The sequence below is a fragment of the Terriglobia bacterium genome (genome assembly GCA_020072645.1).
Classification (GTDB): domain Bacteria; phylum Acidobacteriota; class Terriglobia; order Terriglobales; family Acidobacteriaceae; genus Angelobacter.
On the sequence record JAIQGK010000013.1, the window covers coordinates 90,378 to 104,555 of the forward strand.

A 14,178-nucleotide genomic window follows, 5' to 3' on the forward strand; every position below is an offset into this window, starting at 1 on the left:
GGACCTCAGTATCCTTTCGACGGCTGCTGTGCGGCCGGCGCTCCGGGCTGTTGCTGCTGCGGAGCGTATTTTGAGGCGCATTTAGCCTGTAGCTCATTGGCGTAAAAAACGCCATCGTGCTTATAAACACCCATGGCCAGCGCCTGGGCGTTGTCCTTGAAAGTGTCCGGCGGCGGCTCTGAGCCTTTATAGACCACACGCAGCGTCTCGCCGTTTTCCACCAACTGGAAATCGGCATGCGGGCCGCTCATCTTGATGGATCCGGGAAGTACATTGCCGGCAACGCGCAGGTTCTTCTTGTAAACATCATCACCCATCGCGTGCAGCTCTTTAATGGTGACGTAATAGCTCTTGCTTTCCTGCGCGCCCAGATAGGCCAGATAAGCCACGGTCAACACGATCAGCATGATCGCGGCCCCAAACTTAAGGTATTTATTGCGTTCTTGTGACATGACTTCTCAAAGGTTATCCCCGCTTGGGGCGCGGGTCAAGCGTCTTAATGGAGATGCGTGATACAGATCACAAGGGCTTTCTATGGCGCGTATAATAAAGGGTTTCCGATCATAAGGTGAATTCATGAGCACAACCCACAACACTCCGCAAACCCACCCCAAAGCGCAAATTAAACCCCGTGAAGAGTGGATTACGCGCCGGCGAGAACATGCAACCCGCACCGGTGACGACAATGTTTCACAGATGCACTTTGCCCGTAAAGGCCTGATTACAGAAGAGATGCTGTACGTGGCAGAGCGGGAAAAGGTAAAGCCGGAGCTGATTCGGGATGAAGTGGCCGCAGGGCGGATGATTATCCCGGCCAACATTAATCATCCTGAGCTGGAGCCGATGGCGATTGGGGTGGAATCGCTGTGCAAGATCAACGCCAATATCGGCAATTCGGCGATTACTTCCAACGTGGACGAAGAGTTGAGGAAGCTGCATACGGCTGTCCACTTTGGCGCTGACACGGTGATGGACCTTTCCACCGGCGGCGGAATCCATGAAATTCGTGAAGCCATTCTGCGGCACTCGCCCGTGCCGATTGGTACCGTACCGATTTACGAAGCTGTCTCTCGGGTGAAGCGCATTGAAGACCTGAATGCGGCGCTGATGCTGGAAGTAATTGAAGAGCAGGCGCAGCAGGGCGTCGATTACATGACGATCCATGCCGGCGTGCTCGTGCAATACCTGCCGCTGATCTCTAAACGCATCACCGGCATTGTGAGCCGTGGCGGCGCAATCCTGGCGCAATGGATGGCGCACCATCACAAACAGAATTTTCTTTACGAGTGCTTTGACGACATCACCAAGATCATGAAGAAGTATGACGTTTCTTACTCGCTGGGCGATGGGCTCCGACCGGGCTGCATTGCAGATGCCAGCGATGAAGCGCAATTCGCTGAGCTGCGCACGCTGGGCGAACTCACCAGCAAAGCCTGGGAGCACGACGTCCAGGTAATGATTGAAGGCCCAGGACACGTGCCGCTGGACAAGATCAAAGAGCAAGTCGACAAAGAAGTGGAGTGGTGCCACGGCGCTCCGTTCTATACGCTGGGGCCGCTGGTTACGGACATTGCTCCCGGCTACGACCACATTACTTCCGCCATTGGCGCGGCGATGATCGGATGGCATGGCGCATCGATGCTGTGCTACGTCACGCCCAAGGAGCACCTTGGCCTGCCCAATGAAAAAGATGTTAAGGACGGAATCATCGCGTACAAGATCGCGGCGCACGCGGCGGATGTGGCGCGGCATCGCCCCGGAGCGCAGGACCGCGACAACGCTCTGAGCTATGCACGCTATACCTTCGACTGGGACAAGCAGTTCGCCTTATCGCTTGATCCGGAAACCGCGCGCTCCATGCATGACGAAACGCTGGCCGATGACTACTACAAGGAAGCCAAGTTCTGCTCCATGTGCGGGCCAAAATTCTGCTCCATGAATTACTCGCAGAAGGTGGACGAGTTCAACAAGCAGGTTTACGGGATCGAGAAGACCGACTACTCACAGCTGGTGGAGAAGATTGCGGCAGGAAAATAAATTCAGCCCGCGTATTGGCTGCTTGTGCCAAGAGGCGCAGTGCGAATGCCTGGAGCAAAGTGAATGGCGCTTTGTACGTCGTGCGGCAATCAGGTAGAGGACGCGGCAAGTTTCTGTACGTCGTGTGGCAAGCCAATGCCCGTTGCGGCACGGCCTTCCTCGGCGGTAACGGTTGCGCGGCCAATTTGCGCTTCCTGCGGCGCGCAGGCCGATCCTGATTCTGTTTTCTGCACGGAATGCGGCAAACCGCTGAACGCTGAGCCAGCACTGATTGGCGAAGCTGCTCCTGCTGTCGCGGCCATTGCTCCGCCCGAAGCAAAGAACACTGCGCCCACAGCTTCACGTAATCCTTTTTGCACATCGTGTGGAACCAAGCTGGAACCCGGAACCGGCTTTTGTACGAATTGCGGACAGCCGATAGCGGACGAATCAACCAACGTTCCGCACCAAGAGAAAAACGCTGCGATCCCGACTCCGGCGGTTGAAGCTACGCAGCCGGTTCGCGTCGAACCGGTCATTGCGAACCCAGCCAGTGACGAGCAAACAAAATATCCAAACAAGGCGGAGCCGGTTGTCGCTGCACCTGTGGCTTCGAGAGTGGAATCAACGCAATCCGCAGTCGCAGCAAAGCCTTTGGTGGAAGCTCGGCCCATTGCAGCTGTTCCGATCCAACCAACTCTAGTTGAACCCGCTCCAGTCGAACCAACTCCGCACGTTGCTGCGCCGCTTTACGCCACGCCCAGTGACTATCCGCCCGCGCAGCCCGGAGGAAACGGATTTCGCATAATTGTTCTGGTCCTGCTGCTGTTAATCGTGATTGGTGGTTTTGGCGGCTGGTATTTTATGGGCGTGGAAACCGTGATTGTCTGCAGCCCGCCGGACGTAACGGTCTTTCTTGACGGCAAAGAACTGCCTCCAACATCCTACGGCAGGTATGTGATTCCGCACCTGTCACGCCAGGCGCATTTACTCAGAGTCGAGAGTCCCGGATTTGCCGACACGATTGAGCGCCTGGATTTTCCAATGACGTCACTGCATGAGTGGGTCAACATAAAACTGGTTCCGCGCAGAGCGATCCGGCCTTCATCCTCGCGCTAACAATCGCCAATAAAAAGAAAAGCCGGCGCTCAAGCACCGGCTGATCCTTCTTAAATCTCTGACCTAATTGTCCAAATCAGAAAAATGTTTCAATCCTGCCTGCTGGCCAGCCTGTTTTGGTTTCTGCGTCGGCATCGGGCGTGAATAGTGGCGTATGACAACGTCATCGCCAATCTGCTTTTCAGACTGCTCCGCCACCAGGTGCGCTTGTCGCACGCGCGGCGAAGGCTTTGTAACAGTTCCCGCCGATTGTGTTTGCGTGGGCCGCGCTCCTTGCCCCGGCTGCGGCTTGGCTTGTGGCAACGCCGCAATGGGCTGCGATGTCTGCTGCTTAGTCGTTCCGGTCTGGACAGTTACGCCTGCAGTTTGCCCTCCGGTTTGCACAGTCACGCCATTCGAGGGCCGAGTTGTAGTGCTGGCCAAGGGCGGGCGCGACGAATGAAACAGTCCCAGGACAATTCCCATGATGAACAGCGCGGTTACTGCGGCGGCCCCGGTCAACACAGCGCGCAACGGCGGATTGATACTGCGCCATAGCTCCATCGGCGTAGCCGTGATGGCGGCACGGGCTGGACTTACCGGCTCTGGTTTCGAGGCCGCAACAGCCGGCGCTTCGCGCCGACGTTCCTGAGCAGGCGGTCTTTGATAATAGCTCGATGAAGACTGGCTCGGCGCCGGCATGGGGGGCTCAAAAGGCATGGATTCACGCGCTCGCTCCGGAGGCAATCCGGGCTCGCGCTGGCGGACAAGTTCCATTAGCCTTGCGGCTGCCTGTTCGCGTGCCAGTTCCAGCTCCGCGGCACGTTGATGCGCTTCCGCGCGGCGCTGTTCCAGATCCAGCAGGCGAGCGGCATGTTCAGCCCGAGCTTCAGCGGAGCGCACCTGCGCCCGCTTCCTGTATTCCTCAAAATGATCGCGAACAGAAGCCTTAGTGGATGCAGCCAGAGCCAGCGCGCCTGCCCATGTCTGTGCTGCGACTCGTGCGCCATCCTGCAAAACTTTTTTGCCGCGCTCAGGGATGTGCGAATGATCCTGGCGACGGACTACAGGCGCAGCCTCTTGCTGTTTCTCTTCATCCGTGCGGTTTGTCCGACCGCTAAAAGGTGTTAGTTGTGCCAAGTAAGGCATGGGATCGGCGGCCCGGGGCGGCTCAGGAAAGATGATGGGAGCAGCAGCATGCTCTTCCGTGCGCCGTTCGGCCATCGGTGCAGCCGCCATAGGTTCCACGGCGGGCGAATCTTCCAGGAACGCCACGGGCGGCATTGGTTCCTGTTCCATTACAGGTACATCAATCACTTCATTGCTGACCTGCGCTGCCGGCATTTCAATCACGGGAGCAAAAGCAGCTTCAAAATCGCGCTCTGGATCGCGCTCAGCCGCAGGCTGCGACTCCAGATGCATCACTTTTTCAGCCACCGGTTCAGCCATGACTTTCTGGAATATCGCAGGCTCGGGCGCTCTCATCTCGGATTCAATCGGCTGTGGCGCGGTCGATCCATACATAATCGGCTCTGCTGCAGGCTTTGGCGTCATCTGCAAAACGCCGGGAGCCACGGCCACGTCAGCCCCAAGCTCGGTCGCCAGGTCAGCGGCGCGGTCCAGCACGTCTGCCCTTTCGCAGACCTCAAACTCTATTTCCAGATCAGCCGGGGTCAGATTGATTTGGTCCGGACGCGCCACTTCAACGCTATAACCCTGTTGCTTGAGTTGGCTGGAAAGGTCCGCTGTCCGTTCCGGATTGCGCGTAAGTATGCGAGCCAGTGGCATGGGGGAGCCACCTCCCAGGAGATTTTACAGAGGCCGGAATCTTTCAGGAATCCAGCCGCACGTGTACATAGTACAGCAGTGGCGTGGATAATTAGACGCAAATTGCGAGGCGAGGGGTGTCTGGGGGGCGACCTTTTCAGTCACTTCAGCAAACTTAACAACCCATCCGGGGAACGGGCCTTTAGTTCACTTCAGCAAAGTCCATGCCGTCGGCAAACTGCAGCCCGGCAATCTGCTTTGCGTGGTGCTGAACTTCCAGGTACGCCGTCATCAGCGCAATATGCACTGATTCGCGCTGCGCGGGGCTGGTGCATTCCGTACGAATGCGGTCGAGTTCCAAATACCGGTCATGGGCTTGCACGAATTTGTTTACGACTCTGTTCATAGCTTCACCATTGTTCTAGGAGTGAACGCAACCGCGAATCACTCAAAGACCTTAGAACCCTGCCTACTATCCACTAGCTAAGTAACGTTACCTGCATAACGTTACTTGGCAGGATCGAGCAACAGTTTGCGCCTAAAGACCGCCCATTTCTGTGAGGGTAATCACACAAGTTGCCGGTTTTTCTGAACAGAATTCAGCGCTGCGTAAAAAGCTGGAACACCTTAAACTGCGCGATTTCAGCCATGCTTTTTCAGCTCATGCACTAATCATTGTGCGGTGCAATTTCAGCTCGATTGACTACTCTCGGGGTTCTGAAAACACCGTTTCCTCTGGGACGTCAGTAAAGCTTTCGAAGTCGAGTTTGTAGCCGTCGGGATCTTCCACGGACGTTACCCACATCGCGTTCCCGACGAACGGCCTTTTCGCTTCAATCCCGCGGGACTTGAAATCTTTGTAAAGAGCCGGCGCGTCTTTGCATTGGAAGCAGATGGAAACGCCCACGCCAACCTTGCTTTCCGCCGTCCAGGCATTTGGACCTTCTTTACGGAACTCCTGCAGCATGATCGCGGCATTACCAAGTTCCAGCCAGCACCAGCGTATTTTGCCGTCGCCATCCGGAGTCCATTTTTTGGTCATCTCAAAGCCGAGTCCGTCGACATAAAAACGCAGCGACGCTTCCATGCTGCTGACACGAAAGAACGGTACGGCCTGTTCGACGTTGACTTCGGTTCTGGTTTGAGTTGCCATCAAGTCTTCCTGAACCCGGCACGATCTTCATTTGCTGCTTCCAAATTGGCTCTTGGCTTTTGGCTTTGGCTCTTAGCCTCTACCTCAGGCTGCTTGCACATCTCGCCTTGGCTGATTGCCAATTGCTAGCTGCTAGCTGCTAATTGCTCGAGTACGCCTCATCCAGCAGTTCCATCACATGCTTCACCGGCGTATGCAGCCCACGCTGCTGCACTCCGGCGCGTAACTGGATCATGCACCCCACGTTCGCCGTAGCCAGCATGTCAGAAGAAACGGAGGTCACGTCTTCCATCTTCTTCTCCAGGATTTTCATCGAGAGCTCATTCTGCGCCACGTTATACACTCCGGCGCTGCCGCAGCACTGGTCAGAGTGCGGCAATTCCACCAGTTCGCATCCAATGGCTGCCAGCAGTTCGCGTGGCTGCGTGCGGATGCGCTGCGCATTGGCCAGATGGCACGGATCCTGATAAGCCACCTTCTGCCCGATTTTTCTTTTCGGCGCAACCAAACCGATTCCCGCCAGATATTCCGTCACGTCTTTCATCTTGGCCTTGAATTCTTTCGCGCGGCCCAGGTATGCCGGATCGTTTTCCAGCAGGTCGTCATATTCCTTCATATTCGATCCACAACCAGCTGCGTTGGTCACAATCGCGTCATAGTCGGCGCCCAGAAAGATATTGATGTTATGCCGCGCCAGCTCGCGCGCTTCTTCCCGCAGTCCGGCGTGAGCATGCAACGCGCCGCAGCAGCCCTGCCCATCGGGAATGTGGACTTCAATTCCGTTCTGCGTGAGCACGTTTACCGTGGCATGGTTGAGGTGTGAGAACGCGACGTTGTTGATGCATCCTGCCACGAAAGCCACTTTGCCGCGCTTCGCGCCGACTGCCGGAAAGACCTTGCCAATCTCGCCGAAGAAAAACTCCTTGTCGATCTGTGGAGAAAGTTTGTCCAGGTCAGCTACGCCCAGCAGCTTCAGCAGGCCAGACTTCCGCACCAGCGTCTGCAAACCTGACCTTTGATAGAAACGCATGAGCTTGGCCACGAGACTTAAGGTACGGAAATTCGGAATCACCTTGTTATAAAAAAAGCTCCGGAGCACGCGCTGAATAAACGGACGCTTATAGCCCTGTTCAATCTGCGCCCGCGCCCGCTCCACAATGCGCCCATATTTCACGCCGGAGGGGCACGCGATCTCGCAGGCCACGCAGCCCAGGCAGCGGTCAATGTGCTGGACAAACGTATCCCCCAGCGGCATCTTGCCTTCATTCACCTGCAATGTCTGGTAGATGCGGCCGCGCGGCGAATCCATCTCCATGCCCAGAACTTTGTACGTGGGACAATGGTTCAGGCACAGCCCGCAATGGACGCACGTGGAAAGCAGCTCCCAGCTCGGAGCATCCTTTGCAAGGTTTGCAGGCGGCTGCAAATGAGGATCGTGCACATGCGGCTTGAACGCGGTGGTCTCAGACAATGAATCTTCCCCTGTTCAAAATGTTTTTCGGATCAATGGCCCGCTTCACCGCGCGCATCATCTTCACGTCCGTCGGCGTCGTGCCCCAAACGTCAAAGTGAGGCTTGGCTTCTTTGGGGCAGTGCGCCACTTCAGCCGACGAGCCAGGCGGCAGCATCCCGCGCAACGCGGAAACGCAGTTGGCATACTGCATGGCCGATGGCGGATCGACCGAGAGCGGCATGAGCGCCAGCACCAGGTTACCAGTGGCGGCGCGGCCCACGGCGGCAGGAATAAGGTTGTAATCCGGAGCCACGCGTTGCAGCGCCTGCAATGCCGGGCCAACATTCTGGATGGCCAGATGCGTGTACAGCACCATGGCGTTTCTGTGCCGTGCCAGCACGCTTTCCTCAAAGTGGGAAATCCATCCCCAGAACTCTTCTTCAGCCGCGCCTTCCAGCGTGCGAGTGACAGCCGAACCAAGTTCGCGGGCATAGCGGCCCAGGATGTTGTCGCTTCCCGTTGCGCGCAGCACAATCTGCCACTCCACGGCTGGCAGTGAAACGGGCTGCTCCGGCGAGTAATGGTCTGGATCGCGCACCGTTCCCTGGTTGCGCAGATACTCTGAAGCTCCCGGAGAAATAATTTCCATGCACATGGGCGTCAGCGGAGACTGAAAGAGCCGCGTGCGGAATTGCAGCGCTTCATCGAGTGAATGGAATGAGCAGGCAAACGTCCGCGTCTGCCGCGGCCGGGGAAAGACTTTGAAGTTGGCCCGCGTGATTACCGCCAGCGATCCGTAGCTGCCGGTAAGCAGCTTCATCAGATCATAACCCGCGACGTTCTTCACCACGCGTCCGCCGCCTTTTACCACTTTGCCATCGGCCGTCACGAACTGGACTCCAATGCAGAAGTCGCGCATGTGGCCGAACGTGGATTTGAGCGGCCCTGCCGCGCCCGTAGCGAGCAGCCCGCCAATCGTCGCGTGCTCCAAACTGGACGCATCGCACGGGACCCACTGCTGATGTTCACCCAACTGCCGCTGCATTTCCGCAAACGGCATGCCGGCCTGCACTGCAATCGTCAGGTCGCCCGGATCATATTCTTCAACCTTGTTCAGGCGCGTGGTGCTCAGCAGAATGTCGATTCGCTCCGGCACGCAGCCAATCTGCTGCTTGGTGAGTCCGCCCGCAGGGGCCACGATCAAATCGCGGTTATTCGCCAAATGCAGAATCGCGCCAACCTCATCGGCTGAGCCGGGAGAGACCACAACGGAAGGAACAATGCCGTTAATCTCAAAGTCTGTGCGCTTGACGTTGGCGTTGCCCACAATCGCGGCCAGTTCACGATCAACCGAAGCTGGTGATGTTACGGTGCTCATACCGGCAATCCTGCCACGGGCTCAAATTTGGCTTTGGGCAGCGGCCCGGTAATTTCGCGGCAGAAGTGCAGATCAGGGATCATCTTCTGCGGGTTCAGGATCGACTCCGGATTGAAGGCATTGCGCAGCCGCACCATGACCTCAAGATCGTCCTCGGTAAACATCGCCGTCATCAAACTCATTTTTTCCAGACCCACGCCGTGCTCGCCAGTAATCGATCCGCCAAACTTCAGGCAGCACGCCATGATTTCCTTAGCGGCCTTGCGGCTGTTTTCCGTCTGCCTGGGATCGCGGCTATCAAACAGGATCAGCGGATGAAGGTTGCCGTCGCCCGCATGAAACACGTTTCCGATAACCAGCCCGTAATGTTTGCTGATGCGTTCGATCTCGGCCAGCGTGTACGGGACCTTGGTGCGGGGAATCACGCCATCCTGCGTGTAATAAGAAGGTGAAACGCGACCCACGGCGCCAAACGCGGTTTTGCGTCCCAGCCATAAGAGCTGGCGCTGTTTCTCGTCTTTGGCGTGGCGCACTTCGCGGGCCTTCTGCTGCATGCAAACAGCGCTTACCGCCTCGGCTTGCTCGTTCACTGTTTCGCGCATGCCCTCAAGCTCAATCAGCAACACCGCCGCTGCGTCCTCCGGATATCCGGCGTGGACGTTGGCTTCAACGCAACGCACCATCCAGCCATCCAGCATTTCCAGCGCCGCCGGTGTTACTCCGCTTTGCGTGATCGCGACAACCGTATTAGCGGCGTCTTCCACAGTGTTATAAATCGCCAGCAGCGTCGTCACGTGCTCCGGCAGCTTGGTCAGCTTCACGGTGATTCGGGTAACCACGCCCATGGTGCCTTCCGAGCCCACAAAAAATCCTGTGAGGTCGAGCCCCGTAGAGTCCTGTGCTTTGCCACCCAGCTCAATCACTTTTCCGTCCGGGAGCACCACTTCGAGTCCCGTGACGTGATTCACCGTCACGCCCAGCGCCAAGGTATGCGGGCCGCCGGAATTTTCCGCCACGTTGCCGCCGATGGTGCATGCTTTCTGGCTGGAAGGATCAGGCGCATAGTAATAGCCGAATTTTGTGGTCGCGTTGCTCAGTTCCAGGTTCACCACGCCCGGCTGGACCACGGCGCGCTGGTTCGGAACGTCAATTTCCAGGATCTTGTTCATCCGCGCCAGTGAAAGCACAATCGCCTCGCGCCGCGCGATGGCGCCGCCGCTTAGTCCCGTGCCCGCGCCTCGCGGAACCACGGGAATCTTCTTGTCGCTCGCCAGCTTCATCACCTGCGACACCTGCTGCGTGGTTTGGGCAAACACCACCGCGCCGGGCCGGTGCTTGTCCACGCCCGCGTCATACTCATAGAGCATCAGCTCTTCCGGGCGGTCCAATACCGCATCTTTGCCTGCAATTTTCCTGAGTTGGCGGATGATCGAGGAGTCCATAGATTCGTTGGCCTCTGCTGGTTCTGTGCTGCTGGTTCTCGCCTTTGCCTGATTGCTCAAATTGTAAACCTTCTCGAGCTTCTTGGCCTTGCCACGGGCAAGCGCTGCCCGTCTTCGGGACCTTCGCGTAAATAGTACGAAGGCGAACCAAACAGAAGCGAATTCTCCATTCTTGAATCAGTGTTATCAGTGGTAAGTCTTCTTTCCGATCCGTGAAAATCCGCGCTCATCCGCGGTAAGTCCTTTCTTTTCCGATCCCGGCGATGTCGGCGATTACGTGCGATTCCGTCGATTAGGCGCGCTACGCACGCCCACCCTCCCCCTATGTACACTCAATTCCACCCAAGAATCGGCAGAGGGTCGCACCCCAAAATGACAAAACGCAACGGCGGTTACCGTTGCGTCTTGTCACTGGAGTTCGCGGATATACCGCTAGAGCACTTTCGATTATAGCAAAATAAATACGAAAGTCGAGATCTTTAATTTAGAGTCCCAGCGTCACGTACTGTGCCCGCTGCCATAGCCTGTGGCCGGCATGGTGCCACTTCGCCTGAAAAAGCGCGCTCAGTGCGTGAAAGAAGTGATGGGCCGCTGTCTGCGTCTTGTTCAGCGCCAGCCTGGGAGATTTGGAATCCGCGCACATCCATGAATCATGCGTTGCCGGATCAAGTCCAAGTTTCTCGATGGTTTTGCAGATTTCGCATTTCATGGCTTTTGCTCTCCTAGGTAGGAACCCTTAAGGCCCAAAAGAGTTGTGCAGCTCTGGATTTTTTCTCCCTCTGCTTTACGTAAGATTCTCTACTTCACAAAAAGTTACAGACGAGGCTCCAGTAGCCTTAACCCCCTGCGTCAGTTGCATGAGGGTATTGTTTCGAGAGAAAAGACAGCCTCAAGGAGTTCTTATCAGCGGGTCTGCAGCGGACCTGCTCCGCATCTTTACTGCAATCCATTCGCGTTGATTCGCGTGATCGCGGCTAACTTTGTTTTTTATCTGCGTGCATTTGCGCAGATCTGCGGCGAAATGTTTTACCCGCACTGCATCTCTTCACCATCATCAGGGATGATCACCCGCACGCCCGCGCTCTCCGCCTTCTTGGCCAGTTCTTCCCGCGTGAGCAAGCAGTGATTGATGGCTTCCATGTGGACTGCGATCACCTGCGCACGCGGCGCTGCCCGGCAGACGCGGACAACGTCTCCGGCTGTCATGGTAATGGGATCGCCATGCAGAAACTGCGCTGCGCCGGCATTCGCCACAATCACCTGGGGGCTGAATTGTTTGATCGTCTCTGCCACCTGGTCATACCAGATGGTGTCGCCGGTGATGTAAAGCGTAGGCTCGCCTGCGCTGGTGAGCACGTATCCACTGGAAGGCGCCATGGCACGCGCAATCTCTCCCGATCCATGCTGCGCCGGCGTGCGCGTAATGCAGATGTGGCTCCAGTGCTTCATATCATGCACCGGCGAGGCATTCACAAAATGCACTGCTTCCATCTTGTGCATGTCCTCCGGCTGGCACAGCAGCGGCAGGTCTTTGGGCACAAGCTGGATCGCCGCATCGTCCCAGTGGTCGCGATGCGTATGCGTTACCAGCACCAGTTGCACGCCATCAAGGACTTGTTCGACGGGAAACGGCAGCGGCACCAGCGGATTCGGCCGCGGCTGCGGCGAATTCTGAATGGCCGCCATGGCTCCCGCTTCGCTCAGCATCGGATCAACCAGGACCTTCATCCCCGCATAATCCAGCAATAGCGTGGCATGGCGGACGAGTTGCAACTTCATCTAATTCACCGCCTGATTGCTGAAGCGCTTGCCGTAGCCGCTCAGCTCATAAATTTTCTGCGGATCGCGCATTTCAATAATCATTCTCAGGGCCGTGCTCTTGTCTTTAGCTGACTCATACAGCGCCTGGGAAATCTTATATCCCACGTAATAGCCCAGGTCGGGCGGGAACTTGAGGCCTTCTTTTCCGCCGTTGTAGAGCCAATCATCCAGATTCTCATTCCGGCTGATGTCCCGCTGAAACTTGATCCAGAGCTGTTCCTCGTGCGAATCTCCGTAAACCTTGATGCGCGCGTCGAGGTTGTGGCCGCTCACCAGTTCGGCCACAAAATCAGCTGTGCCCTCGCGCATGCATTTGGCCAACAGGTCGTTATCGGGATGCTTCTGCTGATAATGCGCGAGTTCGTGCATCACCAACCCCACGCCATCGAGTTCGATGGAATATGGATTTTCGCCGGACAACATCTCCGCCCCGATGATCAGTCCATGCCTGCTCTGCGTCCCTCCTGTACTCAGGGCCCCGATTACGAAATAAACCGGCGGAAAGATGGCATCCGGATAAAGCTGCTTCAGCTTGACAAAGTTCCCTCGGATCTCCGGCAGCAGGCCTTGGATCTTGGCATTGTTGCGCCGCGCACTTTCGTAAGCGGGCTGGTATTTCAGCACGACCGCGCTCAAGTGCTTAGCGTTTTCGATCCTCCCAGCCATAAAGTCCTTCACGCCTTGTGAACCTTTATCGAGGTATCCCGTCTGCAGCGCTTCGGGGAGCTTTGCTGGATCGCCTTTCAAATCATTTTTCCAATGGTCATAGGCTTTCCAGAAAAGCGTCACATCGTCGTCCGTGATCAGGGTTTTCTCAGGATCGTGATTTTGGAAAGGGTTTGTGTCCGCGGGCGTCTGGGCGCACGCAACCGCACATGACAGAACTACAAAGCACAGCCAACGCATAGGATGTGTCTCCCTCCAGCCCAGGTCTACGTTGTAAAAATCTCCTTCGCCGCCAGTACGGTGTTGCAGTGGATCGTCACCGTATCTTCCACGTGCCGCGCATATCCGCCGGCATACGTCACCATCACCGGGACGTTATGCTCTTTGGCCACGCGCATCACCAACTCATCGCGCTTCTTCAACCCGTCGATGGTCATTGCCAGCCCGCCAAGCTGATCTTCTTTATATGGATCTGCGCCGGCCATGTAGCAGAGCAGCTCCGGCGAAAAATGCCGGAACGCCGAGCTTAGCGACTGATCGAGCCAGCCCAGATATTCGTCATCGTTCGTCCCATCGGGCAAATTAATGTCAATCGACGACGGCGGCTTCACCACCGGATAGTTGTGCGCCTGGTGCAGCGAGATCGTAAACACATCCAGCTCGCCCACGGGATGAGCAAAGTGGTCTTCGTGCTTTGTATGAATGTCGCGGCTGCTTGCGCTGGCGCTCGGCAGCGGATGGCCGGGCCTGATCTTGGGGGGAAAAATTACCGCCGTGCCATTGCCGTTATGCACGTCGCAATCGACGGTCATCGCGCGATCGATCTTGCCTTCCTGGTGCATGCGCTTGATGGCGACAGCCACATCGTGGATCACGCAGAAGCCCTCGCCGTGGTCCGGCATGGCGTGATGAAATCCTCCGCCAATGTTGCACGCGACGCCGTCGCGCAGCGCCATGTCCGCCGCCAGGATCGATCCGCCCGCGGCCAGCCAGAACGCCTTCACCAGCTCCGGCGAGTACGGCACCTCCATCTGCAACTCTTCCTGGGCTGAGAGCGTGCCGGTCTTCAGCTTGTGCACGTATTCTCGCGTATGCACCAGCAGAATATCTTCATCATGCGCCGGCTTGGGCGTGATGAAATCTCCCGGCTCGGCCACGCCGCTCTCCAGCAGCCGCTTATGGATCATCCGGTATTTTTCCGCCGGGAAAACATGCGCGCCGATGGGCAGATAGTAGTCGTCGGTATAAATCAGTTTGAAAGGAAGCATCGCCGATAAGGGTATCCTTTCGCACCTTCGCTATGCAAAGCCCGCATGCGCACGGCCCGTCTCTGGTGGCAATTTGCTGCGCGGAGTCGTACCATTTCAGATCGCAATTTTGCGAG

13 protein-coding genes are annotated in these 14,178 nt (G+C 56.9%); 2 read left to right on the forward strand and 11 right to left on the reverse strand.

Translation table 11 applies throughout. The annotated features are described in order from the left end of the window. Positions 1-5: 5 nt before the first annotated feature. Positions 6-452, reverse strand: a complete 447-nt coding sequence (locus tag LAO76_20130) for a cytochrome c maturation protein CcmE (GenBank protein MBZ5493233.1) — start codon at positions 450-452, stop codon at positions 6-8. A 124-nt stretch (positions 453-576) separates the two neighbouring features. On the opposite strand from LAO76_20130, the gene thiC reads away from it, so the two are divergent. Further along, the gene (gene thiC, locus LAO76_20135; GenBank protein MBZ5493234.1) at positions 577-2,037 is read left to right on the forward strand and encodes a phosphomethylpyrimidine synthase ThiC; all 1,461 of its coding nucleotides are present in this window, start codon (positions 577-579) and stop codon (positions 2,035-2,037) included. A gap of 63 nt (positions 2,038-2,100) precedes the next feature. After that, positions 2,101-3,135, forward strand: a complete 1,035-nt coding sequence (locus LAO76_20140) for a zinc ribbon domain-containing protein (GenBank protein ID MBZ5493235.1) — start codon at positions 2,101-2,103, stop codon at positions 3,133-3,135. A 63-nt stretch (positions 3,136-3,198) separates the two neighbouring features. Here the strand turns inward: LAO76_20140 and LAO76_20145 are convergent, their stop codons facing one another. From LAO76_20145 to LAO76_20190, 10 genes are all read right to left on the reverse strand, one after another. Next, on the reverse strand, positions 3,199-4,902 hold the full coding sequence (locus LAO76_20145) for a hypothetical protein (protein ID MBZ5493236.1): 1,704 nt from the start codon (positions 4,900-4,902) through the stop codon (positions 3,199-3,201). Positions 4,903-5,083: 181 nt separating this feature from the next. Continuing rightward, the gene (locus tag LAO76_20150) at positions 5,084-5,287 is read right to left on the reverse strand and encodes a hypothetical protein (protein MBZ5493237.1); all 204 of its coding nucleotides are present in this window, start codon (positions 5,285-5,287) and stop codon (positions 5,084-5,086) included. Between the two features lie 297 nt (positions 5,288-5,584). Then, positions 5,585-6,034, reverse strand: a complete 450-nt coding sequence (locus tag LAO76_20155; protein ID MBZ5493238.1) for a VOC family protein — start codon at positions 6,032-6,034, stop codon at positions 5,585-5,587. 139 nt (positions 6,035-6,173) lie between these two features. Beyond that, positions 6,174-7,505 carry a 4Fe-4S dicluster domain-containing protein gene (locus tag LAO76_20160; GenBank protein ID MBZ5493239.1) on the reverse strand — a complete coding sequence of 444 codons (1,332 nt, stop codon included), beginning with the start codon at positions 7,503-7,505 and terminating at the stop codon, positions 6,174-6,176. Then, positions 7,498-8,865, reverse strand: a complete 1,368-nt coding sequence (locus tag LAO76_20165; GenBank protein MBZ5493240.1) for an FAD-binding oxidoreductase — start codon at positions 8,863-8,865, stop codon at positions 7,498-7,500. The genes LAO76_20160 and LAO76_20165 overlap by 8 nt, the downstream gene beginning before the upstream one ends. After that, positions 8,862-10,307 carry an FAD-binding protein gene (locus LAO76_20170; GenBank protein ID MBZ5493241.1) on the reverse strand — a complete coding sequence of 482 codons (1,446 nt, stop codon included), beginning with the start codon at positions 10,305-10,307 and terminating at the stop codon, positions 8,862-8,864. Before LAO76_20170 ends, LAO76_20165 begins: the two co-directional genes overlap by 4 nt. 484 nt (positions 10,308-10,791) lie before the next feature. After that, positions 10,792-11,016 carry a hypothetical protein gene (locus LAO76_20175; GenBank protein MBZ5493242.1) on the reverse strand — a complete coding sequence of 75 codons (225 nt, stop codon included), beginning with the start codon at positions 11,014-11,016 and terminating at the stop codon, positions 10,792-10,794. A 317-nt stretch (positions 11,017-11,333) separates the two neighbouring features. Then, complete coding sequence (locus tag LAO76_20180; GenBank protein ID MBZ5493243.1) at positions 11,334-12,086, reverse strand: MBL fold metallo-hydrolase; 753 nt, start codon at positions 12,084-12,086, stop codon at positions 11,334-11,336. Beyond that, complete coding sequence (locus LAO76_20185; GenBank protein ID MBZ5493244.1) at positions 12,087-13,034, reverse strand: DUF2268 domain-containing protein; 948 nt, start codon at positions 13,032-13,034, stop codon at positions 12,087-12,089. It lies immediately after the preceding gene. A 26-nt stretch (positions 13,035-13,060) separates the two neighbouring features. Continuing rightward, the gene (locus LAO76_20190; GenBank protein MBZ5493245.1) at positions 13,061-14,062 is read right to left on the reverse strand and encodes a histone deacetylase; all 1,002 of its coding nucleotides are present in this window, start codon (positions 14,060-14,062) and stop codon (positions 13,061-13,063) included. Positions 14,063-14,178 lie beyond the last annotated feature (116 nt).